Annotated in this window: 24 protein-coding genes and 1 tRNA gene; 5 read left to right on the top strand and 20 right to left on the bottom strand. The window is 65.7% G+C overall.

Features of this window, described 5'->3' with window-relative positions:
* Positions 1-158: 158 nt before the first annotated feature.
* The 3 genes from KY661_RS36565 to KY661_RS36555 all read left to right on the top strand — a co-directional run bounded on the left by KY661_RS36565 (position 159) and on the right by KY661_RS36555 (position 1,647).
* Positions 159-539 (top strand): hypothetical protein, encoded by a 381-nt coding sequence (locus KY661_RS36565; RefSeq protein ID WP_225414595.1) that lies wholly within the window; start codon positions 159-161, stop codon positions 537-539.
* A 108-nt stretch (positions 540-647) separates the two neighbouring features.
* On the top strand, positions 648-1,091 hold the full coding sequence (locus KY661_RS36560; RefSeq protein ID WP_225414594.1) for a hypothetical protein: 444 nt from the start codon (positions 648-650) through the stop codon (positions 1,089-1,091).
* Between the two features lie 7 nt (positions 1,092-1,098).
* The gene (locus KY661_RS36555) at positions 1,099-1,647 is read left to right on the top strand and encodes a hypothetical protein (protein ID WP_225414593.1); all 549 of its coding nucleotides are present in this window, start codon (positions 1,099-1,101) and stop codon (positions 1,645-1,647) included.
* Between the two features lie 50 nt (positions 1,648-1,697).
* Here the strand turns inward: KY661_RS36555 and KY661_RS36550 are convergent, their stop codons facing one another.
* A complete protein-coding gene (locus KY661_RS36550) occupies positions 1,698-2,999 on the bottom strand; it encodes a hypothetical protein (RefSeq protein WP_225414592.1) in 1,302 nt (433 codons plus the stop codon).
* 100 nt (positions 3,000-3,099) lie between these two features.
* Between KY661_RS36550 and KY661_RS36545 the strand changes: the two genes are divergently transcribed.
* Positions 3,100-4,173, top strand: a complete 1,074-nt coding sequence (locus KY661_RS36545; protein WP_225414591.1) for a vWA domain-containing protein — start codon at positions 3,100-3,102, stop codon at positions 4,171-4,173.
* Between the two features lie 6 nt (positions 4,174-4,179).
* The gene (locus tag KY661_RS36540; protein WP_225414590.1) at positions 4,180-5,583 is read left to right on the top strand and encodes a hypothetical protein; all 1,404 of its coding nucleotides are present in this window, start codon (positions 4,180-4,182) and stop codon (positions 5,581-5,583) included.
* Between the two features lie 12 nt (positions 5,584-5,595).
* Here the strand turns inward: KY661_RS36540 and recO are convergent, their stop codons facing one another.
* The 19 genes from recO to KY661_RS36445 all read right to left on the bottom strand — a co-directional run.
* Positions 5,596-6,330 carry a DNA repair protein RecO gene (recO, locus tag KY661_RS36535; RefSeq protein WP_225414589.1) on the bottom strand — a complete coding sequence of 245 codons (735 nt, stop codon included), beginning with the start codon at positions 6,328-6,330 and terminating at the stop codon, positions 5,596-5,598.
* A gap of 8 nt (positions 6,331-6,338) precedes the next feature.
* Positions 6,339-6,725 carry a helix-turn-helix domain-containing protein gene (locus KY661_RS36530; RefSeq protein ID WP_075010952.1) on the bottom strand — a complete coding sequence of 129 codons (387 nt, stop codon included), beginning with the start codon at positions 6,723-6,725 and terminating at the stop codon, positions 6,339-6,341.
* A 13-nt stretch (positions 6,726-6,738) separates the two neighbouring features.
* A complete protein-coding gene (gene tgl, locus KY661_RS36525; protein ID WP_075010953.1) occupies positions 6,739-7,491 on the bottom strand; it encodes a social motility TPR repeat lipoprotein Tgl in 753 nt (250 codons plus the stop codon).
* Between the two features lie 28 nt (positions 7,492-7,519).
* Positions 7,520-7,984, bottom strand: coding sequence for a social motility and stimulation tgl protein (locus KY661_RS36520; protein WP_225414588.1), 465 nt, complete (start codon positions 7,982-7,984; stop codon positions 7,520-7,522).
* A gap of 23 nt (positions 7,985-8,007) precedes the next feature.
* A complete protein-coding gene (locus tag KY661_RS36515) occupies positions 8,008-8,640 on the bottom strand; it encodes a hypothetical protein (protein WP_225414587.1) in 633 nt (210 codons plus the stop codon).
* Between the two features lie 129 nt (positions 8,641-8,769).
* Positions 8,770-9,504, bottom strand: a complete 735-nt coding sequence (locus KY661_RS36510) for a lytic transglycosylase domain-containing protein (protein WP_075010956.1) — start codon at positions 9,502-9,504, stop codon at positions 8,770-8,772.
* The gene (locus KY661_RS36505) at positions 9,501-9,848 is read right to left on the bottom strand and encodes a phasin family protein (protein ID WP_075010957.1); all 348 of its coding nucleotides are present in this window, start codon (positions 9,846-9,848) and stop codon (positions 9,501-9,503) included. Before KY661_RS36505 ends, KY661_RS36510 begins: the two co-directional genes overlap by 4 nt.
* 140 nt (positions 9,849-9,988) lie before the next feature.
* A complete protein-coding gene (locus KY661_RS36500) occupies positions 9,989-10,414 on the bottom strand; it encodes a hypothetical protein (protein WP_075010958.1) in 426 nt (141 codons plus the stop codon).
* A 174-nt stretch (positions 10,415-10,588) separates the two neighbouring features.
* A complete protein-coding gene (gene rpoC / locus KY661_RS36495) occupies positions 10,589-14,806 on the bottom strand; it encodes a DNA-directed RNA polymerase subunit beta' (protein ID WP_075010959.1) in 4,218 nt (1,405 codons plus the stop codon).
* 133 nt (positions 14,807-14,939) lie between these two features.
* Positions 14,940-19,166, bottom strand: coding sequence for a DNA-directed RNA polymerase subunit beta (rpoB, locus tag KY661_RS36490; RefSeq protein WP_075010960.1), 4,227 nt, complete (start codon positions 19,164-19,166; stop codon positions 14,940-14,942).
* 192 nt (positions 19,167-19,358) lie between these two features.
* The gene (gene rplL, locus KY661_RS36485) at positions 19,359-19,736 is read right to left on the bottom strand and encodes a 50S ribosomal protein L7/L12 (protein WP_075010961.1); all 378 of its coding nucleotides are present in this window, start codon (positions 19,734-19,736) and stop codon (positions 19,359-19,361) included.
* Between the two features lie 91 nt (positions 19,737-19,827).
* Positions 19,828-20,349, bottom strand: coding sequence for a 50S ribosomal protein L10 (gene rplJ / locus KY661_RS36480; protein WP_075010962.1), 522 nt, complete (start codon positions 20,347-20,349; stop codon positions 19,828-19,830).
* A gap of 382 nt (positions 20,350-20,731) precedes the next feature.
* The gene (gene rplA, locus KY661_RS36475) at positions 20,732-21,445 is read right to left on the bottom strand and encodes a 50S ribosomal protein L1 (protein WP_225414586.1); all 714 of its coding nucleotides are present in this window, start codon (positions 21,443-21,445) and stop codon (positions 20,732-20,734) included.
* A 29-nt stretch (positions 21,446-21,474) separates the two neighbouring features.
* Positions 21,475-21,921 (bottom strand): 50S ribosomal protein L11, encoded by a 447-nt coding sequence (rplK, locus tag KY661_RS36470; RefSeq protein ID WP_075010964.1) that lies wholly within the window; start codon positions 21,919-21,921, stop codon positions 21,475-21,477.
* A gap of 96 nt (positions 21,922-22,017) precedes the next feature.
* Complete coding sequence (gene nusG, locus KY661_RS36465; RefSeq protein ID WP_075010965.1) at positions 22,018-22,560, bottom strand: transcription termination/antitermination protein NusG; 543 nt, start codon at positions 22,558-22,560, stop codon at positions 22,018-22,020.
* Positions 22,560-23,003 carry a preprotein translocase subunit SecE gene (gene secE, locus KY661_RS36460; protein ID WP_075010966.1) on the bottom strand — a complete coding sequence of 148 codons (444 nt, stop codon included), beginning with the start codon at positions 23,001-23,003 and terminating at the stop codon, positions 22,560-22,562. The genes nusG and secE overlap by 1 nt, the downstream gene beginning before the upstream one ends.
* Before the next feature lie 76 nt (positions 23,004-23,079).
* Positions 23,080-23,155, bottom strand: a tRNA-Trp gene (locus tag KY661_RS36455).
* Between the two features lie 11 nt (positions 23,156-23,166).
* Positions 23,167-23,331: a 50S ribosomal protein L33 gene (rpmG, locus tag KY661_RS36450; RefSeq protein WP_075010967.1), complete on the bottom strand. Its 165-nt coding sequence runs from the start codon at positions 23,329-23,331 to the stop codon at positions 23,167-23,169.
* A gap of 92 nt (positions 23,332-23,423) precedes the next feature.
* A partial coding sequence (locus KY661_RS36445; protein ID WP_225414596.1) for an EF-Tu C-terminal domain-related protein occupies positions 23,424-23,504 on the bottom strand: 81 nt, incomplete at its 5' end.

Raw genomic sequence — 23,504 nt, 5'->3', positions numbered from 1 at the left:
TCCCACGTAGGTGCTCCGAGGCAGGTAGCTCATGAGGTGGGTCCTCCGCCAGTCACTTTTTCAGCAGCCTGCTAGAGGCAATTCTTAAGCTCGGCAAAGATGGCCGTGATGAATGGGCACAAGAATGGAACAAGAGGGTCCAGCTTGCTACGCTGGGGATGCCCGATGAGTCGTGGCTCTTCTATCCTGAAACCGGGTTCTTCCTCTTCCCAGTCCGAACCATGGACTCAAACGCCATTCCTCAGCACCCTACATCCACCACGGGCATTGCTGTTCCATTGACCCCATGGTTAGCATTTGTTGTTCTGCCTAAGAATGCAGATTTGGCGCATGTCGAAGCAACCCGCACAATCCTTCATTACCAGTCAATAGGCTCGAACGAGGACTGTCAACGCATCCTCATTCCGGGCAAAGTGCATCCTGAGGACTACGATCGTGTTGCGCGTGACATCGAACGAATCCGCGAGAAGATGATCACTCTCGAAAAGCTCAGGCTCGGTCAAAGTTGGGAAGAATTTTTTCATAGCCTTGTGGAGTGATGCCGCCAGACCAGAATCAAGAGACTGCGTGCCTCTCAAAAGGCCCATGCCGAATGCAACCCGGGCAAACGCTCCATGCCGAACCTCAAACCGACGAAAGGAGGAGTCATGTACTGGAGCGTAATACTAATCTTGCTAACTTTGGGGTTCCACGGGTGCAGTCATGGCGGCTCTAGCGGCCGCCCAGACGCGGACCAGCAAGAAGGTATCCGGGCCAAAGGGGGCTCGGCAAATGTCCGCATTTGGGCCTTGATCGCGAAAGGCCAATTCGCTGAAGCACAAGCATTGCTTGCCGAGGGCACCCGGTCTGGGCTCATTGCGCCTGCAGCAGCACAGAAGATGCTTGAAAAGATTGCTGTGCTGAACACGAAGCTTGGCGAAATTCCAGCGAGACTCCAACGAGCACCTGACTTCCCTTCACAACTCAAAGACTTCACCTGCTTCCAGATCGAGAGCATGCTGAAGGCAGCAGATTACAGCCTCGCAACCCAGCCACAATTACGCATGGCTGTAAAACTCATTGAGCAACAATCCCGCCTGATGGAAAAGTGAGCAAGTCTTGGCTCATCTCAGTCCCGAAGAGTTGATCGCGAAATTTCATGCGGCTTGTGACGCAGGGAAGGAGAAGCGCGTCAACGTTTCGCAGATCCAATCTCACCAAGCACTGGCCGAGGCCTGCCCTGCTTTTGTCCCCAACCTCCTCCAGCTAGCGCGCTCGCTGCTCCTCGAAAAGGAACCTATTACAGAAAACAACCTAGTCTTCGCCAGACTTCAGCACTTGCTGGAACAAGCTGTTCAAGTTTCGGCTCGAAGTGCTCCATCACTCATCGAACTAGCGTACTTCCACGACTCCATTCACAACGACTTCAAAACAGCTCGCTCACTCTATGAGGAGGGTGCCGCCAAAGCTTTAGCGAGTCTCGAAGATGCTTGGGCTGGACTGCTTTCCTCATTCGTCTTGGACCATCAGATCCCAGAGGCGTTAGCGCTCGCCCGACAAGCCAAGACAGTGTTTCCTGAGTCGGCGCGCATCATGCACCGCATCCATGAAACGCGGGACCTCGCCATTGCCGCAGGTTTGCTCCCACCCGAATCTACGGATTTATAAGAAAAGAAAAGCGGATTTCCGCCACCGGTCATCAAAGTGGTTCACGTAGCTCATCTCAAGACGAGGACGTAGGGCATCACGCTCCTGAGCGGACAGGCACCGGACAGGAACTCGCTGTTGGCAAGGTTGAGCGCGTGCCACGTGGCCTTCGGGTCCGAGAGGTCCGCGCCCTCCCCTGGGCGGAGTTCCCACACCTCGGTTCCCAGGCGAAACCCGGTGCGGTGGAAGACCCGCTTGCCGCACGGTGTGTCCTCACAGCCCACGGGCGCGGGCAGCGGGGCCACCGCGAAGGGGGCCGTCTCGTCCGCGCTCAGCACGGCACCGAGCTGCCCCGGGTCCGCCGCCAGCAGCAGGGTTCCCGCCGCGTCTCGCAACGTGAGGGCACGGTTCTCGGGAAGCTCGTCCGAGGAGGCGTCCACCACATGGACCGTCACACCCTCTCCGGCCTGAAGGGGCAAGGCGGCCTCCACCGGGAGCGCGAAGGACACGGAGGCCTTGTGCTCCCCGGAGGGCACGGCGGGGCGGGCGAGATGCAGCGTCAGGGTGCCCTGGGCATAGCGCACCGAGGTCAGCGTCCCGGCGCCCGTGAAGCTGCGGCGCGTGCCGGGGCCGGGACGGACGGTGAAGAAACCAGGAACCCCCTGCTCCTCCGGTTCGAGGACCCGCACCTGCCACGCGCCTCCCAGGGCCGGAAACGCGTGGGCGGGACACGTCGCCGTGCAGACGCCCTCCAGGCACAGGGTGCCGGGTGCGGTGCAGGCGGCCCCTTCCGTGCACGGCGGGGGCGGCAAGGGCCGGACTTCCACCACCCCCTCGACGGGCGTGAACTCCTGCCGGACGCAATGCTGCGCATCGGCCGGGAGCTGGCCCGGCACGGGCGCGCTTCCATCGGTGGGGCCTGCGGACGGGACCGACACCGCGTAACAAAGCTCCAACCGGAACGTCTCATCAAAGGACGGAACTTCGGGCTTCAGACACCCCTGAAGTGCTCCGGAGTCATCCCGGCACGAGGCGGTCTCGTCCACCTGCACGACCCCTTCCCACGCGCGCTCCAGGGCCGCACCCGGAAGAAGCTTCCACACCTGGGAGGGCCGCGTGGGCACGGAACAGGAGCACCCGCCGCAGATGCTGTCGCAGGCCAGGCACTCGCACGGGGGCGCCTCCACGAAGGAGTACCACTGCCCCCGGACACGGCGCTGCACGCGCAGCCCCAGCGTGCCATCCGTGGCGTCCACGAAGATGGCCTGGGACGTCTCGTTGCGGATTCGCAGGGTGACGGGCACCGGAACATCCGGGCCGCACTGGCACCCCGAGGCCACCAGGCACAACAGCAACAGAGGGAGAGGCTTCATGGGCAGCACCCGGGCCTTGTGACTTTCATGTCATACTTCGCTCTGACAAACCGCACCGTAAGCTTGCGGCCCCCATGGCGCCTACGACATTCTGGCCGCCATGACGCTCCGTCTCTTCCTGCTCGCTGCGCTGCTGGGCGCCTCCGGCTGCGACAACGTGTCAGGAGACCCTGGCCGTGGCGAGGCCGTGCCCACCGTGGCCCCCCCGCGCGTCTCTCCCGTCGAGCTGCTGCCCCCCACCGTGGACCGCTCCGTCACCCAGCGCGTCGAGGTGAGGGATCCGCCCGTGGCGCCCGCGGTGCAGGTGGATGTCCAGCGCCAGGTGGAAGGCATCGTCGACATCCTCTGGGTGGTGGACGACTCCGGCTCCATGGCCAACCAGAGGGAGATGCTCACGCTCCACTTCTCGCGCTTCCTGGAGGAGCTGTCGCGGCTCCAGGTGCGCTACCAGATGGGCGTCATCTCCACGAACTTCACCGACCGGGGCGTCCTGCGCGGCACGACGAAGATCATCACCCCGGAGACCCCCGCGCCCCGCGACGTGTTCCTCCAGAACACCTCCTTCCCTGCCGCCTCGCGCGCCCGCCTGGAGCAGGGCCTGCGGATGACGGAGCTGGCGCTCACCGAGCCCAACCGCAGCGGGGCCAACGCGGGCTTTCTGCGTCCCAACGCGGCGCTGGCGGTCATCGCCGTCACGGACGAGGACGACGGCTCGTATGGAGACCCGGCCTACTACGCGCGGTTCCTGCGCAGCCTGAAAGGGCCGGGCAACGAGAACCTCTCCTCGCTCTCCATCATCGGCGGCACCACGCCGGATGGCTGCTTCCCCCCGGGCGAGGAGATCTACTTCGGCGGACGGGCGGACCCCGCCTTCCGCTACAGCGCCGTCGCCACGCGAACGGGCGGCATCATCGGCTCCATCTGTGACACCTCCTTCGAGGGCACGCTGGTGAAGATCGCCTCGGCGCTCAACACCTTGCGCCGGGCCTTCCCCCTCTCCCTGAAACCGGTGCCCACCACCCTGCGCGTGCTCGTCAATGGCGCGCCCGTGCCCAGAGACCTGGTGAATGGGTGGCAGTACCGCGCGGACACCCAGAGCATCACCTTCCTGGGCAACTACGTCCCGCCTCCCGGCGCGCTCCTGCGCTTCGAGTACGCCCTTGCCCCCCCTTGAGGCTTCGTGAACCGCTCCCCTGCCCTGCTCCTGCTCGCGCTGCTGGCCGCGTTGGGATTCTCCGCGTGCGCGCGGACGGCCATCACGCCCGAGTGCCCTGCGGGCTACGCCCTCCAGGGCGATACCTGCGAATGCCTCACCGATCAGGCCTGTCCGGATGGGATGCGCTGCGAGGCGGGCGTCTGCTTCTGCCGGGACAGCTCCTGCTGCCCCGAGGGCCACGCGTACTCCGCCACCAGTGAGTCCTGCGTGTGCCGGGACAGCTCCTGCTGCCCCGAGAGCCACGTGTGGAACGCCGCCGCGGGGCGTTGCGAATGCGGCGGCCAGGAGTGCTGCCCTGCGGGCTACACGTTCGATGCCGATGCGGGCGCCTGCCGCTGCACGGCCAGCACCTGCTGCCCGAGCGGCTTCCGGTATGAGGCACGGACCGAGCGCTGCGTGTGTGACTCGGATGAGTGCTGCCCGGTGGACCACCGCTTCGATGCCGAGCGCAAGGACTGCGTCTGCGCCAAGGATTCGTGCTGCCCGCCAGACCACATCTACAGCGCAAGCGTGGGTGCCTGCGTGTGCCAGGGCGATGCGTGCTGTCCCGAGGGCTACCGCAAGGACGGGAGCGGCGAGCGCTGTGTCTGCATCAGCGATGCGGCGTGCGGCGCGGGGAACTTCTGCGATGCCGCCTCCGGGGCCTGCCGCTGCCAGAGCGACGCGGGGTGCGCCTCGGGCCAGTACTGCAATGGCCTGGGCTTTTGCCAGACGCTCGGCAGTTGCACGTCGAACGCCGACTGCCCGCGCGACACCTTCTGTGACACCACCATGGACCGGTGCATCCCCTCGGGCCCCTGCACGCTCGATGAGCACTGTGCCTTCGGCCAGCTCTGCGATGCCCAGATGGCCCGCTGCCGCCCCGGGTGCCGCCGCGATGCGGACTGCGCGGACAAGCAGGCCTGCGAGTCCGGCCAATGCCAGGACTACTGCCGCACCCACGCGAGCTGCGGCGTGAACCTGTTCTGCGCGCCCACGGGGGGCCTCTGCGGGCCGCGCGTGGGCCGCACGGACTGCCAGGACTGCACCGCGTCTCCCAACGTCTGCGGCGGAGGCGCCACGTGCCTCACGTTCATCAGCGAGGGCCAGGTGGCCCGCAACTTCTGCGGAAGCCACTGCACCACGAACGCGGACTGCCCCTCGGGCTACGGCTGTGGCGACGTCATCTACTCATGCACCACCGGCGAGGGCGGGGCCTGTCCCTCGGACAGCAAGGCCCCGGGGCAGACCTTCACCTGCAAGGGGTTCCTGGTGGAGAACGAGCCGGGCACCCGCTTCTACTGCACGGGCGCCGATGGCCAGCCTCACGCGTACATCCAGGCCTGCGTGCCGCAGTCGGGCTTCTGCCCTGCCACCGAGCTGCCCTGAGCCGGACGCGCGTCAGTCCAGCCCGACCTGGGCCATGAAGTCCACGCTCTTGAGGCGGCGGCCCAGGTGGTGCGCGATGAAGACGTTGAGGATTCCGCGCGCCTGGGCGCGCAGCTCCGGGGCCAGGGGCGTGCGCTGACCTTCCTGCAAGGCGCGGAGCCCCGCCAGCAACGTGGCCGGGACGGCCACCGCGTCGCGGGCCCGCCCGCCACAAGGCTCGCAGACAGCGCCCCCATGGGCCTGGTCGAACCGGGGCCGCTCCCCGGGCTCGCCGCCACACAGCGCACAGGCATCGAAACGCGGCATCAACCCCGCATGCGCCAGCGCGGACAGCTCGAAGGCGAGGAGCGAGGTGGGGCCTGCCTCCTTGGCATCCAGCCGGGCAAGGTACTGCTCCAGGAGGGCGAAGAGCTCGGGGTGCGGCTCGTGGTCGCGCGTGAGCTCGCGGCACATCTCCACGGCGTACAGGGCCCGGGCAATCAGGGGCAGTTCCTGCCGCGCGGTGTAATAGCCCGCGAGGATGTCGGCGGAGTCCAGCCGCACCGTGCTGCCCCGCGTCTCCACGAGCTGGACGCGCAGGTTCATGTACGGCTCGAGTGCTCCGGCGAACCGCCGCTTGCTCTTGCGCGCCCCGGCGGCGAAGGCCGTGAGCTTGCCGTGCTGGCGCGTCAGGAACGTCACCAGCCGGTCCGCCTCCCCGTAGTCCACGGTGGAGAGCACCAACGCCTCGTCAACGAACCGCTCCATGGTCCTGTTCAACCCCCGAAGGGGTTCGGAAGCTTCCCGGTCACCACCAGGAACGCACACACGCCCAGCACCAGGACGAGCACCATCACCGTCAGCCCCACCCAGGCCCGGCGCCGCCGCTCCTGCTCCAGGGCCGCGGGGGTGGGCGCGGGGGTGGCCTTGCTGACCTCCTCGTAGCGCAGCACGGCCTCCTCGGGCTCCAGGCCAATCACCTGCGCGTAGGCCCGGATGTAGCTCACGACGAAGACGCGCGCGGGCAGCCGCTCGACCTGCCCCTCTTCCAGCGCGGTGATGAGGCTGGGAGGGATTTTCGTCGCACGGGAGATGTCCGCGCGGGACATCCCTCGCAGTTCCCGTTGCTGGGAGAGGTACTTGCCGAAGTCGAGATGGTCCACGGTCGTCCTGGGTTTACAGGTGCTCCCGGAGGCGGCGGCACTCGTCCTTCAGCGCCGGTTGGGCCGCCTTGTTCTCGCACGAGGTGAAGCTCTCGCGCGCCGCATCGGCCTTGCCCAGCTTCGCCTGGCAGACGCCCTCGCGCATGTAGGCATCCGCCACCTCCGGGCACATCTCCCGGTAGCGGCCAAACTGGCGGCACGCCTCTTCCGTCTCGCCCTGCTGGTCGTAGATGAAGCCCAGGTTCTGGTAACCCCGGCAGAAGCTCGGGTTGAGCGTCACCGACGCCTTGATGTTCTCCAGCGCCTTGGCCGTGTCCCCCTTCTTGAAGTACGCCCAGCCCATGTTGCTCTGCGCGATGAAGGGCGTGGGATAGAGCATGTCGTTGAGCACCTGCTCGTAGGACTTTATGGCCTCGTCGTAGCGCCCCTGGTCCAGGAAGACGTTGCCCAGGTTCGACCGGGCCTCGGAGAAGTTCGGCCTCAGCTCAAGCGCCTTCTCGTACTCCGCGATGGCCTCCGCGTGGCGCCCGAAGGACAGGTGCAGAATGATGCCCAGCGCGTTGCGGGCCTCCGGGTTGTTCGGGTCCAACGTGACGGCCTGCTGGAACTCGCTCAGCGCCTCCTGGACGTTGCCGGCCTCCTGGGCCTGGATGCCCAGGTTGTAGTGAATCTCCGAGCTCTGCCGCTCCCGCTCGGTGGGGACGTGCTTGCAACCGGAGAGCGCGAGGACGAGCGCCAGGGGCCAGGCAGGAAACAGACGGGGCATGATGTGACTCTGACTCGGAGGTGTGGACTCAGAAAGCCGCCAGGAAGCGTCCCAGCGTGGCGGCCGCGTTGCGCTTCTCCTCGACGCGCTTCTGCACGGCGGGCACCTGGCGGGGATCCCGGAAGAAGACGGGCAGCGTGTGGAGCAGCTCCTCCTGGGTGGCCTGCGCCATGGAACGCCAGTTGGAGTTGTCCATCATGAAGCCCATGGACTCGACGAAGGCCAGCGCCTCGGCCTCCTCGCCCAGGTACTCCTCGAAGCTCGCGTTGCGCTTGCCCGAGACGTACACGGCACAGTCGGCGGCCTCGGCCAGGTACAGGTAGATGAAGGTCGCGAAGCCCGTGGAGCCCCGCAGCCCCAGGATGAACGCCTGCGCGGGCCCCGCGGGCTTGCCCGGGATGAACAGGTGGGGCGAGTTGAGCGACGTGTGCAGGGCAATCACCTGTTCGCGGCTCGCGGGAAGCCCGCGATATCTTTCATCGACGTTGAACAAGGTTGCCGCCGCCTCCTCGGACGCTACCGCGTGGTGAGCGTGAACTCCTCGGACACATCCTGCGTGTCCGCGGCCGTGCGCTGGAACTGGATGATCGGGTCGTCGATCATCACATTGTCCCCACCCACGTTGCCTTCACCAATGATGACCTTGAAAGTGTGTTGAGGCGAATAACTCTTCCGCTGTCCCGCCGACGTCTTGTGTGCGGTGAGCAGGATGGTGTTCTTGCCTGGCTGGAGATTTCGCGTCACATCCTGGATGACCTGGTCCTCGCTGCCCCGCAGCTTCCGGATCCACTTGGAGTTGATGTAGACGTCGATGTCGTACTCCGCCATGCCCGGAACCGCCTGCTGGGTCACCAGGAAGTAGCGCTGGGTGAGCCGGGCGGGCGCTGCGGCGGCGGCCGGGGGCGTGGAGGCCGCCGGAGCGGCGGGGGCCGCGGCGGCGGGCTGCTGCACGACACGGGCCGCATAGCCGGGGGCATCGATGTGGACATCGCCCTTTTCGTCGATGCGGACGGTGGCCTTCTCGAACTTCTGCTGGGTCACCGCGTCGATCTGAACCCCATTGAGGTACACGGACCGGGCGGAGGCCAGAGCGGGTGCCAACAGGGCCGCGAGCATGAGCCGGACGGCGGTCAAGGTCGAGCGAGACATGGGCGTCACTCCTGGGTAAATCCCCAAAGGTCCCAGGAACTTACAGCCCCATTAGCGCACCCTGAGGGACCGGACAAGGCGTGCGTGCACGAATGTGAACGCGCTTCCCGGCCAGACATTCTCTTCGATTTACGGGGCCGCGGGGCCGGTGCTCCCCTCCCGCTGTGCGAGGGCCCAGTCGCCTCCCAGGCCCTCCCCCTCCCGGAAGCGCCGGAAGTCTCTTTTGACGAGCCGGGGGTAGCGCCGGAAGGCGTCCAGCTCCTTGTCCTTGATGGCCTTGCGGATCCGGGTGGGCCCCGCGTTGTAGGCCATCAGGGCCAGCTCCAGGTCCCCCGCGAAGCGCTCCTGCAGGGTCCGCAGGTACCGGATGCCCAGGCGGACGCACAGGGCAGGATCCGCGGCCACTTCCTCCCGGGTCAGGCGCAGGCCTTCCTTCTCGGCCAGGAAATGCAGGGTGCTGGGCTTGATCTGCATCAGCCCCCGGGCGCCCTTGTCCGAGACGGCCTCCTCCGCGAAGTCCGACTCCACGTCGATGACGGCGAGGATCAGCAGCGGATCATACCCGGAGCGCTGGGCTTCCTCGGCGATGGCCCAACCGAGCTGGCGGCGCAGGGTAAGGCCCAGCTCGGGCGCCCGCTTGGCCAACACCGCGTCGATCAGCAAGGCATCGTGGGAGGCCGGCTCCGCCAGCACCACGGCGGGGACGACGGGCTCCGTGGACGGCTGGCTGAGCACGGGGATGACGCGGGCGGAGACCACCAGCGCCATCCCGGCGATCAGCGGCAGCTTGGCGCACCCCGCGCTCGACGCGTGGAGCCACGCCAGCCACCGGGCACCCGCCGTCCGCGGGGGTGAAGCACTCACTTCTTCTGCCCCAGAACCTCGATGCGCTCGGCCAACCGCGTCAGCCGCGCCTCGATGTCCTGCAACTCCTCACGCCGGGGAACCTTCAGCCGGGTCAACGTCCCCCGGACCGCCTCCTCCACATTGCGCTCCAGCTCCCGGCGGTGTCCCTGCACGCGCTCGGTGAAGTCGCGCGCCTGGCGCTTCACCTCTTCCGGGCCCCAGCCGGCCGTGGTGGCCACGCGCTGGAAGGTCCGGTTCATCTCTTCCTCGGCGGTCGAGACGGCCAGGAGCGCCTGGCTCCAGATGCGCTCGAATGCCTCGGCGACGGGGTGCTTCTCTCGGGGGGCCTCTGGCTTGTCCATTCGGTCACTCCGGGAGGAGCCCAGGCCGAAAGGCCCGGGATTGAGGAAATCCGGGGCTGAAATAAGCACACCCCGGCTGCGAAGGGAACGGCAGCCTCCCTCCTACCCTTCCCTCCGTTGACTCGTAAAGCAAGCCAGCGTCAGGAAGCCGACGGCCGCGAGCCGAGCCGGCCCGTCACCTTCTTCACCGCGGAGGGCAGGACCTGATCCAGCTTCTTCGACAGGCGCGTCAGCTCCCGGTTGAGCTCCTTCACCTGGGCCTGGCTCGCCACGCCCACCGCCTCCACCGCGCGGGCCTGGAACCCATCCAGGCGCTTGCGCAGCTCCGTGCGCACCTGCGTGGCCCGGCGGCCCAGCTGCTTCACCTTAGGGTTCTCCAGCAGCGTCTCGGTGTTGAGCTGGCCCAGCAGCTTCTCCACTTCCTTGGCCGAGCCCTGGCCACGGACCTTGAGCGTGTTGAGCACCTTGCTGGCTTCCTGCTCAAATCCCTCGAAGCGCTTCTGCGCGTCCTCGAGCTGTCCCTTCACAAACGTCTCCAGGCTGCGGGCTTTGTCGTGGGTGGCCATGTGCGTGTCTCCTCGGCGGAGTGGGTTGATTGACGAATCGGTCAATAACGCGGCGCATTAGCCCCGTCAAGAGGGGCCCAGAAAAGCAAGGGAAAAAAAGAAACCGCCGCCCGGAATTTTGAAGTCCGGACGGCGGCGGGGATTTCTCAAGCGGGGCGGCGGGCCCCGGGCGCGCTAGGCGGCGCCCGTGGTCTGCGTGCCCTCGGAGCGCGAGGAGAGCGACTGCATCGGCGTCGAGTCCCCGTGGGTGGCGGCCAGGGCGGCCTCCATCTCGTTGACCTCGTCGGTGGGGCTCTCCACCTCGATGTCCAGGTGCCGGTAGTTCGGCAGACCCGTACCCGCGGGGATGAGGCGGCCCATGATGACGTTCTCCTTGAGGCCGCGCAGGTAGTCCACCTTGCCGTTGATGGCGGCCTCGGTGAGCACCTTGGTGGTCTCCTGGAAGGAGGACGCCGAGATGAAGGACTCGGTGGAGAGCGAGGCCTTGGTGATGCCGAGCAGCAACGGCTCGCCCACCGCGGGGCGCTTGCCCTCGGACATGACCTTCTCGTTCTCCTCCTCGAACACCCACTTCTCGACCTGCTCGTCGACGAGGAAGTTGGTGTCACCCACCTCGGTGACGCGCACCCGGCGCAGCATCTGCCGGACGATCGTCTCGATGTGCTTGTCGTTAATCTTCACGCCCTGGAGGCGGTAGACCTCCTGCACTTCGTCCACCAGGTAGCGCGCCAGCTCCTTCTCGCCGAGCACCTTGAGGATGTCGTGCGGGTTGGCGGAGCCGTCCATCAGGGCCTCGCCCGCCTTCACGCGGTCACCCGAGTGCACGCTGATGTTCTTGCCCTTGGAGATCAGGTACTCCTTGGCCAGGTCGGTGCGCGCCTCGTTGTTCACCTCGGGGGTGATGATGAGCTTGCGCTTGCCCTTGGTGTCCTTGCCGAAGGAGACCACGCCGTCGATCTCCGCGATCGCCGCCGCGTCCTTGGGCTTGCGCGCCTCGAAGAGCTCGGCCACGCGGGGCAGACCGCCCGTGATGTCCTTGGTCTTCGTCGTCTCGCGCGGCACCTTGGCGATGACCTCGCCCGGGTGGATCTCGTCACCATCGTTGACGGTGATGATCGAGCCCTGGGGAAGGAAGTAGCTCGCCGGGTTGCGGGAGCTGGGCAGCTCCTTCACGTTGCCGTTCACATCCCGGATGGTGATGCGAGGACGGGCCTCGGGGTCCTTCGACTCGATGACCGTCTTACGGCTGAGGCCGGTCACCTCGTCGAGGGCCTCGCTCATCGTGACGCCTTCGATGATGTCCTCGTAGCGCACGACACCGCCCACCTCGGTGAGCAGCGGGATCGCGAACGGATCCCACTCGGCCAGGAGCGTACCGGCCTCCAGGCGCTGCCCTTCCTTCACGAGGATGCGGGCGCCGTAGATGACCTGGTAGCGCTCGCGCTCGCGGCCGCTGTCGTCCACCACCACGAGCTCGCCGTTGCGGTTCATGGCCACCAGGGTGCCGTCCGTCTTCTGCACCGTGACGAGGCCCGCGAACTTCACGGTACCGTTGTAGCGGTTCTCGAGGCTGGACTGCTCCGCGCGCCGCGTCGCCGTACCACCGATGTGGAACGTGCGCATCGTGAGCTGGGTACCCGGCTCGCCGATGGACTGCGCCGCGATGACGCCCACGGCCTCGCCGATGGACACCTTGCGGCCACGGGCGAGGTCTCGTCCGTAGCACTCCACGCAGATGCCGCGCTTGGCCTGGCAGGTGAGCACCGAGCGGATCTTCACCTTGTCCAGACCGCTGTTCTCGATGCGGCGGACGCGGTCCTCGTCGATCTCCTCGTTGGCGCGCACCAGCACCTCGCCCGTGACGGGATCGAGGATGTCGTCCAGGGCCACGCGGCCCAGGATGCGCTCGCCGAGCGGCTCGATGATCTCGCCGCCCTCGACCAGGGAGCCGATGAACAGACCGTCCATGGTTCCGCAGTCGTACTCGTTGATGATGGCGTCCTGCGCCACGTCCACGAGACGGCGGGTGAGGTAACCGGAGTTGGCGGTCTTGAGCGCCGTGTCGGCCAGACCCTTCCGGGCACCGTGGGTGGAGATGAAGTACTGGAGCACCGAGAGGCCTTCACGGAAGTTCGCCGTGATGGGCGTCTCGATGATTTCACCCGAGGGCTTGGCCATGAGGCCACGCATACCGGCCAGCTGGCGGATCTGCTGGGCAGAGCCGCGGGCACCGGAGTCGGCCATGATGTAGATGGGGTTGAAGGACGGCTGCTTGCGCGTCTCGCGCTTGCCCTCCTTGCCCTGTCCCGAGGCCTCCTCCTGCGAGATCTGCTGCATCATCTCGCTGGCGACCTTCTCGGTGATCTCCGCCCAGATATCGATGACCTTGTTGTAGCGCTCACCGTCGGTGATGAGGCCCTCGAGGTACTGGTTTTCGATCTCCGCCACTTCCTTGTTCGCGTAGTCCAGGAACTCCTGCTTCTTGGCAGGAATGACCATGTCCTTGAGCGCGATGGAAATGCCGGCGCGGGTCGCGTTGGTGTAGCCGAGGCTGCGGATGCGGTCGGCCAGGAGCACCGTCTCCTTCTCGCCGGTGAGGCGGTAGCAGAGGTCGATGAGCGAGCCGAGCGACTTCTTGTCGAGCACCTTGTTGATGGCGTCGAAGCCGACCTTGCGCGGGACGATGTCCCACAGCAGGACGCGGCCCACCGTGGTCTCCTTGCGCTTGCCGTAGATGCGGCAGACGACCTTGGCCTGGAGGTGCACCTCGCCGTGATCGTACGCGGCGCGCACTTCCTCGGGCGAGGCGAACACGCGGCCCTCGCCGTGGGCGAACTCACGGGCGCGCGTCATGTAGTAGATGCCGAGCACCATGTCCTGCGTGGGGACGATGATGGGCTTGCCGTGCGCGGGGCTGAGGATGTTGTTGGTGGACATCATCAGCACGCGCGCCTCCATCTGAGCCTCGATGGACAGCGGCACGTGCACGGCCATCTGGTCGCCGTCGAAGTCCGCGTTGAAGGCGGCGCACACCAGCGGGTGCAGCTGGATGGCCTTGCCCTCGATGAGGACGGGCTCGAAGGCCTGCATGCCCAGGCGGTGCAGCGTGGGGGCGCGGTTGAGGAGCACCGGGTGCTCGCGGATCACGTCCTCGAGGATGTCCCACACCTCGGGACGCTCCTTCTCCACCATCTTCTTGGCGCTCTTGATGGTGGTGACGTAGCCCTTCTCTTCGAGCTTGTTGTAGATGAACGGCTTGAAGAGCTCGAGCGCCATGATCTTCGGCAGGCCGCACTGGTGGAGCTTGAGCTCCGGGCCCACGACGATGACGGAGCGGCCCGAGTAGTCCACGCGCTTGCCGAGCAGGTTCTGACGGAACCGGCCCTGCTTGCCCTTGAGCATGTCGGACAGCGACTTCAGCGGCCGCTTGTTCGGGCCGGTGATCGTCTTCCCGCGGCGGCCGTTGTCGAACAGCGCGTCCACCGCCTCCTGCAGCATCCGCTTCTCGTTGCGGATGATGATGTCCGGGGCGTTGAGCTCCTGGAGCCGCTTGAGGCGGTTGTTGCGGTTGATGACGCGGCGGTACAGATCGTTCAGGTCGGACGTCGCGAAGCGGCCACCGTCCAGGGGGACGAGCGGACGCAGGTCGGGCGGGATGACGGGGATGACGTCCAGCATCATCCACTCGGGGCGGTTGCCCGAGACGCGGAACGCCTCGGCCACCTTCAGGCGCTTGGCGTACTTCTTCCGCTTGGCCTCGCTGTTGGTCTCCCGCATGTCGCGGCGGAGGTCCTCCGACAGCTTCTCGATGTCGATGGACTTCATCATCTCGCGGACGGCCTCGCCGCCCATGCCCGCGGTGAAGGAGTCCTCACCGTGCTCCTGGAAGAGCCGGTGCATCTTCTCCTCGGAGAGCAGCTCGCCCTTGAGCAGCGGCGTCGCCTTCGGGTCGAGGACGATGTAGCTCTCGCAGTAGAGCACCTTCTCCAGGTCCTTCAGGGTGATGTCGAGCAAGTTACCGATGCGGCTCGGCAGCGACTTGAGGAACCAGATGTGGGCCACGGGCGTGGCCAGGGTGATGTGGCCCAGGCGCTCACGGCGCACCTTGGACTGAATCACCTCCACGCCGCACTTCTCGCACACCACGCCGCGGTGCTTCATGCGCTTGTACTTGCCGCAGTTGCACTCGTAGTCCTTCACCGGCCCGAAGATGCGGGCGCAGAAGAGACCGTCCCGCTCCGGCTTGAAGGTGCGGTAGTTGATGGTCTCGGGCTTCTTCACCTCACCGTGAGACCACTGCCGGATCTTGTCCGGCGACGCCAGCGCGATGCGGATGGCGTTGAACGACAGCGGGTCCTTGGGCTTCTCGAAGAAGTTGAAAATGTCCTTCACGTTGCCTCCGAAATCTTATGAAGCGCCGAAGCGCCCTTGCGTTGCGGGACTGCGCCGCCGCTGAAGCCGGATGCCCGCCCTCCTTGGGAGCGGGCATCCGCTGCGCGGCACCTGCGTGAGTCAGCCCTTCGGGCTACGCATCCGTCCCCGTCTTGCGGTCGTCGCTGTCGCCACCACCGCTGAAGTCGCCACCGAACGAGCGCTGGCGCTCGGGCGGCGCGCTCTCCAGCAGCTCCACGTCCAGGGCGAGCGACTGGAGCTCCTTGAGGAGCACGTTGAAGGACTCGGGCAGGCCCGACTCCAGCACGTTGTCGCCCTTGACGATGGCCTCGTACATGCGCGTGCGGCCCACCACGTCGTCCGACTTGACGGTGAGGAACTCCTGCAGCGTGTACGCGGCGCCGTAGGCCTCCATGGCCCACACTTCCATCTCTCCCAGACGCTGGCCGCCGAACTGGGCCTTGCCGCCCAGGGGCTGCTGCGTGACGAGGGAGTAAGGCCCGATGGACCGCGCGTGGATCTTCTCGTCCACCAGGTGGTGCAGCTTCAGCATGTACATGACGCCCACGGTGACGTTCTGGTCGAACGGCTCACCGGTGCGGCCGTCGAAGAGCACCATCTGGCCCGTGCGGGGCAGCCGCGCCTCGTCGAAGAGCGAGTGGATCTCCGGCTCGCGCGCGCCGTCGAACACCGGCGTGGCGACGTGGATGCCCTTCTTGAGCCGCTGGCAGAGGATCTTCACCTCGTCGTCGGGCAGCGTGTCCACGAAGTCGCCGAAGGCCTTGTCGTCATAGACGGTCTTCAGCTGCTTCTTGAGCTGCTCGCCGGAGTAGTTCAGCTCGATGTAGCGCTGGAGCTGCTCGCCCACGCCCTTGGCCGCCCAGCCCAGGTGCGTCTCGAGGATCTGCCCGATGTTCATGCGGCTGGGCACGCCCAGCGGGTTGAGGACGATGTCCACCGGACGGCCGTCGTCCAGGTACGGCATGTCCTCTTCCGGGTGGATGCGGGACACGACGCCCTTGTTGCCGTGACGGCCGGCCATCTTGTCGCCCACGGCCAGCTTGCGCTTGATGGCGACGTACACCTTCACCATCTTGATGACGCCAGGGGGCAGCTCGTCGCCCTTCTTGATGCGGGCGATCTTCTCTCCGAACGCCAGCTTCACCGCCTCCTTGGTGTCCTCCAGGTTCTTGAGGATGTCGCGGATGCGGCCATCGAGCGGGTCGCCGACGGAGACCTCCGCCCAGTACTTGTACGGGACGGTGGCGAGCAGCTCGTCGTTGAGGATGTCCCCCTTCTTCAGGAGGATCTTGCCCTTGTCATCCACGAGCTTGCCCTGGGCCTCCTTGCCGCGCAGCAGGCCGCGGAGGCGGCTGAAGGCGCTGTCCTGGAGGACCTTGATCTCGTCGTTCTGGTCCTTGAGGAGCTTGGCTTCCTCGGCCGACTCGATCTGCTTGGCGCGCTCGTCCTTCTCCACGCCCTTGCGGCTGAAGACCTTGGCGTTGATGACGGTGCCCTGAACGCCCGGGGGCACGCGCAGGGAGCTGTCCCGCACATCGCCGGCCTTCTCACCGAAGATGGCGCGCAGGAGCTTCTCTTCGGGGGAGAGCTGGGTCTCGCCCTTCGGGGTGATCTTGCCCACCAGCACGTCGCCGGGCTTCACCTCGGCGCCGATGCGGATGATGCCGCTCTCGTCCAGGTCCTTGAGGGCCTCTTCACCCACGTTCGGGATGTCGCGGGTGATCTCCTCCTTGCCCAGCTTGGTGTCACGCGCGATGCACTCGAACTCCTCAATGTGGATCGACGTGAAGACGTCATCCCGGAGGATGCGCTCGCTGATGAGGATGGAGTCCTCGAAGTTGTAGCCCTGCCACGGCATGAACGCGACCACCACGTTCTGGCCGAGCGCCAGCTCACCGGTCTCCGTCGCCGGACCGTCGGCGATGACGTCACCCTTCCGCACCCGGTCGCCCTTGCGGACGATGGGCTTCTGGTTGAGGCACGTGTTCTGGTTGGAGCGCTGGTACTTGAGCAGGTTGTAGATGTCCACCTCGGAGGACACGTCGCTCAGGGAGCCCTGCGAGTCCGACTTGACCACGATGCGGCTGGCGTCCACGGACTCCACCACACCGTCGCGGCGGGCCACGCACGTCACGCCGGAGTCGCGGGCCACGATGGCCTCGATGCCGGTGCCCACGAGCGGGGCCGCGGTGCGCAGCAGCGGCACCGCCTGGCGCTGCATGTTCGAGCCCATGAGCGCGCGGTTGGCGTCGTCGTTCTCGAGGAACGGGATGAGCGAGGCGGCCACCGACACAAGCTGGTTCGGGGACACGTCCATCAGGTCCACATCCTCGGCCTTGGCCTGGACGAACTCGCCGCCCCGGCGGGAGGACACGAGCGCGTTGACGAACTTGCCCTTCTTGTCCGTCTCCGCGTTGGCCTGGCCGATGGTGTGCTTCTCCTCCTCGAGCGCCGAGTAGAAGGCCACGTCGGTGGTCACCGAGCCGGCCTCCACCTTGCGGTACGGCGTCTCCACGAAGCCGAACTCGTTCACGCGGGCGTAGGTGGACAGCGACGCGATGAGGCCGATGTTCGGGCCTTCCGGCGTCTCGATGGGGCAGATGCGGCCGTAGTGCGTCGGGTGCACGTCGCGCACCTCGAAGCCCGCGCGCTCGCGGGTGAGGCCTCCGGGCCCGAGGGCGGACAGGCGGCGCTTGTGCGTCACCTCGGAGAGCGGGTTCGTCTGGTCCATGAACTGCGACAGCTGGCTGGACCCGAAGAACTCCTTGATCACCGCCGTCACCGGTTTGGCGTTGATCAGGTCGTGCGGCATGAGCGTTTCGATCTCCTGGAGGCTCATGCGCTCCTTGATCGCGCGCTCCATGCGCACCAGACCGATGCGGTACTGGTTCTCCAACAGCTCGCCCACCGCGCGCACGCGCCGGTTGCCGAGGTGATCGATGTCGTCGATCGTCCCCTTGCCGTTCTTGAGGTCCACCAGGTAGCGGATGACCTCGAGGATGTCGCGCTTGGTGAGGATCTGCCCGTCCAAAGGCTCCTCGAGGCTGAACTTGAAGTTCAGCTTGAGGCGGCCGACCTTGGACAGATCGTAGCGCTCGGGGTTGAAGAACAGGTTGCTGAAGAGGTTGGTGGCCGTCTCGGGCGTCGGAGGATCGCCCGGGCGCAGGCGGCGGTAGATCTCCATGATCGCCTGCTCGGACGTCTCGATCTTGTCCATCATCAGCGTCTCACGCAGGTACGGACCCACGTTGAGGTTGTCGATGAACAGGACCTTGAACTCCTTGATGTCCCGCTTGAGGAGCTCGTCCACCTTCTCCTGGCTGACCTCCTCGTTGCACTCGAGGATGACCTCGCCCGTGTTCTCGTCCACCACGTCGTAGGCGGACACCTTGGTGAAGAGCTCGTCCGCGTCGATGGGCAGCGTCTTCATCTTCGCCGCCTCGAGCTTCTTGATGGCGGCGCGGGTGAACTTGCGGTTCTTCTTGACGATGAGGTCGCCCGTCTTCGTCTTGATGTCGCGCGTGGCGCGCTGGCCGGGGAGCAGCTCCAGCTCCACCGACTTCTCGAAGTCGGCGTTGCTCGTGAGGTAGATCGTCTCGGTGGCGTAGTAGTAGTTGAGGATCTCCTCGGTGGAGCCCGAGAAGGTCAACGGGTTCTTCTTCGCGGTGTCCTGCACGGCGCCCAGCGCGCGGATCAGCACCGTGGCGGGCAGCTTGCGGCGCCGGTCAATGCGCACGTACAGCAGGTCCTTGTGGTCGAACTCGAAGTCGATCCACGAGCCGCGGTACGGGATGATGCGGGCGTTGTAGAGCAGCTTGCCAGACGAGTGGCTCTTGCCCTTGTCGTGGTCGAAGAAGGCGCCCGGGCTGCGGTGCAGTTGGCTGACCACCACGCGCTCCGTTCCGTTGATGATGAACGTGCCGTTCTGGGTCATCAGCGGGATTTCGCCGAAGTAGACCTCCTGCTCCTTCACGTCGCGGATGGACTGGGCGCCAGTCTCCTCGTCCTTGTCCCAGACCACCAAGCGCACGACGACCTTGATGGGCGCCGAGTAGGTCATGCCACGCTGGTGGCACTCATCCACATCGTACTTGGGCTTCTCCAAGTGGTAGCTGACGAACTCCAACGAGGAGGTCTCGTTGAAGTCGCGGATCGGGAACACCGACTTGAAGACACCCTGAAGGCCAAGGTCCTCGCGCTTCTCCGGCGCGATGTCCGCCTGGAGGAACTTTTCGTAGGACTGCTTCTGGATGTTGATGAGATTGGGAATGTCGATGATCTTCGCGATCTTCGCGAAGGTTTTCCGCACGCGGAAGTTGTTCTGGATCTGCGTCGGCATTCGGTCTCCGGGAACGGGCGGCTCGGGCTGCGGGCTCGGGCGGGGCAAACTTCAGTAACGCGCGGCGGCGCCGGGAAATTCGGGAATCGTCAAATGGGCAAAGCCGACACCCCCCTCTTCCGGGGGCGTCGGCCTGCTCAACCAGCCAGGGAGGCGCCTGGAACTTCCCGGGACCAAGCGCCCCCTGCGGAACTACTTGATCTCGACGGTGGCGCCAGCCGCGGTGAGCTGGTCCTTGAACTTCTTGGCGTCGTCCTTGGAGACGGCTTCCTTGACGTTCTTCGGAGCGCCCTCGACCAGGTCCTTGGCCTCCTTCAGGCCCAGGCCGGTGATCGCGCGGATCTCCTTGATGACGTTGATCTTGTTGGCGCCGGCGTTGGCCAGAACCACCGTGAACTCCGTCTTCTCCTCCACCGGAGCGGCGGCGGCAGCGCCCGCGGCCGGGCCAGCGGCCACGGCAACGGCGGCGGCGGAAACGCCCCACTTCTTCTCCAGCTCCTTCACCAGGTTCGCCGCCTCGAGGACGGTGAGCGAGGAGAGGTCCTCCACAATCTTGTTCAGGTCAGCCATTGTGATTCTTCCTTCTGGGTTCATCTAACCGGCCAGGACTCCACAGGAGAAAAAGGCCGGCGGTTGTCAGTGGGAATGCTTCTCGATTCAGTTACTTGGACTCGCCCTGCTCGCTGTGGGCCTGAAGCACCCGCGCGAGCTGCGAACCGGGGGCCGACAGGGTCCGGGCCAGCATGGAGGCCGGCTGGTTCAGCATCCCCAGCAGCTGTCCGCGCAGCTCCGTCAGACCGGGCAACTTCGCCAGGGCCTTCACGCCCTCGACGTCGATCTTCCGGCCCTGCACGACGGCGCTCCGGATCTTGATCGTCTCCAAGTCCTTGACGAACTCGGTGAGGATCTTGGCCGGGGCGATGACGTCGTCGTAGCTGATCGCCAGCGCGACGGGACCCTTGAAGTCGTCGGAGATAACCTCCACCGACGTCCCCTTGGCCGCCCGCTTGGCGAGCGTGTTCTTGATGACCTTGTACTCGACCTTCGCCTCGCGGAACTTCCGGCGGAGCTTGGTCACGGTCTCCACGTCCAGCTTGGAAAACTCGGCGACAATCGCGGTCTGAGTCCGCTGGAACTTGTCGCTGAGTTCCTTGATCATCTCTTCCTTCTCGCTCTTCTGCACCTTGACTCACCTCCTTACGAGACCCACCTATGCGGTGGGCTTGATGCCTGGGCCAAAGCGGCAGAGCGAGAGGAGCCTTCGAGAGGCACCACACCGCACCTCCAAGTCTCGGCAGGGCTGGCCTTGCGGCCGTTTGAACCCAGCAACCTTCACTCCCCCCGACCGGTTGCCCGGTTCCCAAACGGGAGGCGTGCCGTTTTCTGGGTCCCTGCTGTCATGAACCAGGGATGGACACCCCGTTGAACGAACGTGGCGCCCGAATTGCAAAAGCCGGGGGCCTATACCCCCGGCTTTGGCAAAGATCCAGCCTTTTTTGCGCGAAAACGTACGGCCGCCGACAGAAGGGCCCAGGGGCCCTCCCGCCAAGCGGCCGAAAGTCCTGCTAACGATGCCGGGCGAGGATCTCGGTGGTGTCGATCTTGATGCCCGGACCCATGGTGGTGGAGAGGGCAATGCCCTTCAGGTAGACGCCCTTGGCGGTGGCCGGCTTGAGCTTCATCACCAGGTCCACGAGGGTGTTGAAGTTGGCCTCGAGCTTGTCCGCGGTGAAGGAGGACTTGCCCATCTTCACGTGGACGATGCCCGCCTTCTCGGCGCGGAAGTCCACCTTACCGCCCTTGGCGTCCGCGACGGCCTTGCGCACATCCACGGTCACCGTGCCCACCTTGGGGTTCGGCATGAGGCCGCGGGGGCCCAGCACCTTACCGAGGCGGCCGACGACACCCATCATGTCCGGGGTGGCGACGACGGTGTCGAAGTCGAGGAACCCACCCTCGATGCGCTTGGCGAGGTCATCGCCGCCCACGACATCGGCGCCGGCGGCCTCGGCCTCGCTGGCCTTCTCACCCTTGGCGAACACGGCCACGCGCACCACGGCGCCGGTCCCGTGCGGGAGCACCACGGCGCCACGGACCATCTGGTCCGCGTGCTTGGGGTCCACGCCCAGGTTGATGGCGACATCCACGGTCTGGTCGAACTTGGTGGCCCGGGCCTCGACCGTCTTCTTCAGGAGCTGGAAGCCCTCGGTGATGGTGTAGCGCTTGTTGCGATCCACAAGGGCGGTAGCGGCGGCGAACTTCTTGGCAATCTTCGGCATGGTCGGAATCCTTTCGAAGAGGGCGTCGGTTAGCCGACGACGTCAATGCCCATGGAGCGCGCGGTGCCCGCGATGGTGCTCATCGCCGCCTCGAGCGAAGCCGCAGTGGTGTCCTGGATCTTCTTCTTGGCGATCTCCTCCAGCTGCTGGCGGGTGATCTGCCCCACCTTCTCCTTGCCAGGCTTCTTGGCGCCCGAGCCCTTCTTCTTCTCGGTGTGCAGGCCCGCCGCCTTCTTGATGAGCACGGCCGCCGGGGGCGTCTTGAGGATGAACGTGAAGGACCGGTCCTGGTACACGGTGATGATGACCGGGATGATGAGGCCTTCCTTGGCCTCCGCCTGGGTCTTGGCGTTGAACTGCTTGCAGAACTCCATGATGTTCACGCCCTGCTGACCGAGCGCGGGGCCGATCGGCGGAGCGGGGTTCGCCTTACCGGCGGGAATCTGCAGTTTGACCTGCCCAGTGACTTTCTTCATCGGCTGACAGCTGCCTTTCGAAACGGTGGTTCATTCGAACCGCTAGACGGCGGTTCTCCCACCTGGGGATCCGCGGCCCCAGGGCCGCGGAAGGGACTAGCCGGTGGTCTTCTCCACCTGCATGAAATCGAGTTCCACGGGGGTGGAACGGCCGAAGATGCTCACCAGCACCTTCACGCGCCCCTTCTCGGGGTTGACCTCTTCCACCGTGCCATTGAAGTTGGCGAACGGCCCGTCGATGACGCGGACGGTGTCCCCATCCTCGAACTGGACCTTGGGCTTCGGCTTGAGCGTGCCCTCGGAGATCTGCGAGGTGAGCCGGGCCACCTCCGCGTCCGAGATGGGCGTGGGCTGCTGGTTCTGCGCGGCGCCCGGGAAGCCGGTGATCTTCGGCGTGTTCTTCACCAGGGTCCACGTCCGGTCATTCAGCTCCATCTGAACGAAGATGTAGCCCGGGAAGAACTTGCGCTTGGAGGTCTTCTTCTCCCCCTTCACCATCTCGACGACCTGCTCCATGGGGATGAGGATCTCCCCGAACTGCTCTTGCAGGCCTTCGAGCCGGACCTTCTCCTCCAGGCTCTTCTTGGCCTGGTTCTCGAAGTTCGAATAGGTGTGAACGACGTACCATTTCTTCGCCATTACAGCTTCCCCCACACAGCGGGCAGCCACTCCACCATCATGTTGTAGGCGAGGGTATCGATGCAGAAGAGGATGACGGCCGCCACCACCGAGGCCACTACCACCGCCACGGTCGATGCCCGGGTCTCCGACCAGGTCGGCCAGGTCACCTTCATCAGTTCGCTGGCGATGTCGATGGCCAGGGCGTTGCTCTTGGGCACGAACCACGTGGCGGCCACTAGGCCCACCGCCAGCAGGTAGCCCACCAGGGTGGAGACCTGCCAGTCGAGCCCCTCGATGAGGACCGGGTCACCCCAGCCAAAGCGGGCCCACACGAGGCCCAGCACGTGCTCGAAGAAGAGCCCGGCGACGATGCCGGCAAGAATCAGGAAGATGACCACCAGCCGCTTCGGGTCCATCGCCGAGCGGTTCGCCTGCTGGCTGGCCTCGGTTGCGGTTGCCATGATGCCTCACGGGGTACTGTGGAAAAGGCAGGGACCCCCGGTACCTCTGGCACCGGGGGCCCCACTCTCTGATGACTGGCAGGCCAGGAGGGATTCGAACCCCCAACACGCGGTTTTGGAGACCGCTGCTCTACCGTTGGAGCTACTGGCCTAAACCCTGGACCTAGACCTTACCTTCTTTGTGGTCCGTATGCTTGCGGCAGCGGGGGCAGAACTTGCTCAGTTCCAGCTTGTCCTGGCTCTTCCGCTTGTTCTTCGTGGTCGTGTAGTTCCGCTCCTTGCAACCGGTGCACTCGAGCGAAATGATGCTGCGGTTACCCTTCGGCATGACCTGAACTCTTCAGACGGCAAGAGGGGAAGGTCCTCGAGAACCCTCCCCCCGGCACCGAGGTGCCTGTGTGGAATCAGTACAGCGCCTGACTAGGCGATGATGTCGGCAACGACGCCGGCGCCCACCGTGCGGCCACCCTCACGGATGGCGAAGCGCAGCTCCTTCTCCAT

The sequence above is a fragment of the Allostigmatella hybrida genome (assembly GCF_020103775.1).
Taxonomy (GTDB): domain Bacteria; phylum Myxococcota; class Myxococcia; order Myxococcales; family Myxococcaceae; genus Hyalangium; species Hyalangium aurantiaca.
This window is presented reverse-complemented; position numbering and strand designations above follow the sequence as displayed.

Excerpts from the sequence above, each read along its gene's own strand:
- KY661_RS36565 (WP_225414595.1), top strand. The coding sequence starts at position 159 with ATGCCCGATGAGTCGTGGCTCTTCTATCCTGAAACCGGGTTCTTCCTC.
- KY661_RS36560 (WP_225414594.1), top strand. The coding sequence starts at position 648 with ATGTACTGGAGCGTAATACTAATCTTGCTAACTTTGGGGTTCCACGGG.
- KY661_RS36550 (WP_225414592.1), bottom strand. The coding sequence starts at position 2,999 with ATGAAGCCTCTCCCTCTGTTGCTGTTGTGCCTGGTGGCCTCGGGGTGC.
- KY661_RS36545 (WP_225414591.1), top strand. The coding sequence starts at position 3,100 with ATGACGCTCCGTCTCTTCCTGCTCGCTGCGCTGCTGGGCGCCTCCGGC.
- recO (WP_225414589.1), bottom strand. The coding sequence starts at position 6,330 with ATGGAGCGGTTCGTTGACGAGGCGTTGGTGCTCTCCACCGTGGACTAC.
- tgl (WP_075010953.1), bottom strand. The coding sequence starts at position 7,491 with ATGCCCCGTCTGTTTCCTGCCTGGCCCCTGGCGCTCGTCCTCGCGCTC.
- KY661_RS36515 (WP_225414587.1), bottom strand. The coding sequence starts at position 8,640 with ATGTCTCGCTCGACCTTGACCGCCGTCCGGCTCATGCTCGCGGCCCTG.
- KY661_RS36505 (WP_075010957.1), bottom strand. The coding sequence starts at position 9,848 with ATGGACAAGCCAGAGGCCCCCCGAGAGAAGCACCCCGTCGCCGAGGCA.
- KY661_RS36500 (WP_075010958.1), bottom strand. The coding sequence starts at position 10,414 with ATGGCCACCCACGACAAAGCCCGCAGCCTGGAGACGTTTGTGAAGGGA.
- rpoB (WP_075010960.1), bottom strand. The coding sequence starts at position 19,166 with ATGCCGACGCAGATCCAGAACAACTTCCGCGTGCGGAAAACCTTCGCG.
- rplL (WP_075010961.1), bottom strand. The coding sequence starts at position 19,736 with ATGGCTGACCTGAACAAGATTGTGGAGGACCTCTCCTCGCTCACCGTC.
- rplA (WP_225414586.1), bottom strand. The coding sequence starts at position 21,445 with ATGCCGAAGATTGCCAAGAAGTTCGCCGCCGCTACCGCCCTTGTGGAT.
- rplK (WP_075010964.1), bottom strand. The coding sequence starts at position 21,921 with ATGAAGAAAGTCACTGGGCAGGTCAAACTGCAGATTCCCGCCGGTAAG.
- nusG (WP_075010965.1), bottom strand. The coding sequence starts at position 22,560 with ATGGCGAAGAAATGGTACGTCGTTCACACCTATTCGAACTTCGAGAAC.
- secE (WP_075010966.1), bottom strand. The coding sequence starts at position 23,003 with ATGGCAACCGCAACCGAGGCCAGCCAGCAGGCGAACCGCTCGGCGATG.
- rpmG (WP_075010967.1), bottom strand. The coding sequence starts at position 23,331 with ATGCCGAAGGGTAACCGCAGCATCATTTCGCTCGAGTGCACCGGTTGC.